This is a genomic window from Sphingomonas bacterium (genome assembly GCF_903643065.1).
Classification (GTDB): Bacteria; Pseudomonadota; Alphaproteobacteria; order Sphingomonadales; family Sphingomonadaceae; genus Sphingomonas.
Genome location: NZ_CAHJWX010000471.1, coordinates 1 through 2,568, shown reverse-complemented (window position 1 = coordinate 2,568; position 2,568 = coordinate 1). Strand labels below are relative to the sequence as shown.

Annotated in this window: 3 protein-coding genes; all 3 read left to right on the top strand. The window is 67.3% G+C overall.

What is annotated here, in order from left to right:
• On the top strand, positions 1-1,177 hold a 1,177-nt coding region (groL, locus tag HUU95_RS14025; RefSeq protein ID WP_174280664.1), incomplete at its 5' end, for a chaperonin GroEL.
• Positions 1,178-1,361: 184 nt separating this feature from the next.
• Positions 1,362-1,925, top strand: coding sequence for a Uma2 family endonuclease (locus tag HUU95_RS14020; protein WP_174280663.1), 564 nt, complete (start codon positions 1,362-1,364; stop codon positions 1,923-1,925).
• Between the two features lie 154 nt (positions 1,926-2,079).
• Positions 2,080-2,568 (top strand): DUF6311 domain-containing protein (locus HUU95_RS14015; RefSeq protein ID WP_217429847.1); only part of this gene is annotated, 489 nt, incomplete at its 3' end.

Below are 2,568 nucleotides of genomic sequence, written 5' to 3'. Positions count from 1 at the left end.
GGTCGGCGAGAAGATCGCGGAAGCGATGGAGAAGGTCGGCAAGGAAGGCGTCATCACCGTCGAGGAGGCCAAGGGCCTCGATTTCGAGCTGGACGTCGTCGAGGGCATGCAGTTCGACCGCGGCTATCTCAGCCCGTACTTCATCACCAACCCCGAGAAGATGACGGTCGAGCTCGCCGACCCGTACATCCTGATCCACGAGAAGAAGCTGTCGAACCTGCAGGCGATGCTCCCGATCCTGGAAGCGGTCGTCCAGTCGGGCCGTCCGCTGCTGATCATCGCGGAGGACATCGAGGGCGAGGCGTTGGCGACCCTGGTCGTCAACAAGCTGCGCGGCGGCCTCAAGGTCGCGGCCGTCAAGGCGCCGGGCTTCGGCGATCGCCGCAAGGCGATGCTGGAGGACATCGCGATCCTGACCAAGGGCGAGATGATCTCGGAGGATCTCGGCATCAAGCTGGAGAACGTCACCACGGCGATGCTGGGCACCGCCAAGCGCGTGTCGATTGACAAGGACAACACCACCATCGTCGATGGCGCCGGTGATGCCGATGCGATCAAGGGCCGCACCGAGGCGATCCGCCAGCAGATCGAGAACACCACGTCGGACTATGACCGCGAGAAGCTCCAGGAGCGCCTGGCCAAGCTCGCGGGCGGCGTCGCGGTGATCAAGGTCGGCGGCGCGTCCGAGGTCGAGGTCAAGGAGCGCAAGGATCGCGTCGACGACGCGCTCCACGCGACCCGCGCGGCGGTCGAGGAGGGCATCGTCCCCGGCGGCGGCACTGCGCTGCTTTACGCCACCAAGGCGCTGGACGGCATGGCCGGCACCAACGACGACCAGACGCGCGGCATCGACATCGTCCGCAAGTCGCTGACGACGCTGGTCCGCCAGATCGCGCAGAATGCCGGTCACGATGGCGCGGTGGTCTCGGGCAAGCTGCTGGACGGCGGCGACGTGACGCAGGGCTTCAACGCCCAGACCGACACGTACGAGAACCTGGTCCAGGCCGGCGTGATCGACCCCACCAAGGTCGTGCGCACCGCGCTCCAGAACGCGGCCTCGGTCGCGGGCCTGCTCATCACCACGGAAGCCGCGGTGAGCGAGATGCCCGAGGACAAGCCGGCCCCCGCGATGGGCGGCGGCGGCGGCATGGGCGGCATGGGCGGCATGGACTTCTGATTTCGCATCGGGGCAGGCTCGCCTGCCCCGAAGACGAAATCAGAACGGCCGGCGGGTCGGTGGCGATGCCGCCGACCCGTTCGACGTCCAGCGCGGGCTTCGCCCGTGCCATCTGAGCAAGGGGGCCGGAGGAGCAATCCTCCGGCCCCCTTGTTTGTTGAAGCGGGCGAGGTAGAACGTCGGCATGCGTGGCGATCTTCAATATCAGCCCATCACCGTGCAGCAGTTCCTACGGATCGATTTCGCGTCCGATCGGAAATATGAGCTGGTCGGCGGGATGATCCGGATGATGACCGGTGGCTCACCGGCGCATGCGCGCGTAAGCGCCAACATCGTCTCGTTCCTCCACCAGCGGCTGCGGGGAAGCGGCTGCCGTGCGTATGGATCAGACATGGGTGTCCAGATCGGCGAGATTGATGTGCGGTATCCGGACGTGTCCGTATTCTGTGGCGATCCGGCCAGCGTGGAGGCGGAAGAGCGCCTCGTATATGCGGACCCGGTCGTGATTTTCGAGGTGCTATCCCCATCGACGTCGAAGGGCGATCAGAACGAGAAGCTGGGTGAGTATCGAGAGGTTGCCGCGCTTCAGACGATCGTTTTCGTCGACCCGATCAACGAACTCACCCGCGTGGTGCAGCGGCTCGGTCCCGACTCCTGGCGAGACGACCTGTTCGCGAAGCCTCGCGATGTGAACCTGCCGTCGCTAAGCCTAGTGGTCCCACACCACGAAATTTTCGGTCGGGATTGACGAGCCGAACAGGCCCGGGGTTCGCCACCGGCAGCCTGCTATCACGCCGCCGTTCATTGACCTCGTCCTCCTGTTCGTCGGGCGCGGCGCGGGTGCTGGCCGTCTACCCGGCATGGCTGCCGCGTTAACCATTGCGCGTTAGCGCCGGCCAGCGATGCGCCGTGCCGCCTTTCCGCTCTCGATCCTGGCGCTGGGCGTGCTCGGCTTCCTTGCCTGGATGCACCCGGCGATGCTGTGGCCGGGCAATGTCGGCTGGCTGCTGACGGGCGACGATCGCGGGCAGGGCGCGATCGGGCTGGCCGCGTACCTGCGCGCGGGCACGGGGCTGCGCGAGCCGTTGCTCAACGCGCCGGAAGGGACGGCGCTGCTGTTCACCGACTCGATCCCGCTGCTAGGACCGCTGCTCAAGCCGTTCGCGCCGGTGGGCACGCAGTGGGTCGGCGCCTGGTATCTCGCGTCGATGCTGCTCCAGGCGGGCTTCGCCGCCGCCCTGACGCGGCGCTGGGCGCCCGACGCCCTGGCTGCCTGGACGGCGGCGGCGCTGCTCGTGCTGATGCCGGCGCTGCTCAACCGCTACGGCCACCCCAGCCTGTGCGCGCAGTGGCTGATCCTGTGGGCGTTGTGGATCTTCGGGGCGCCGGCG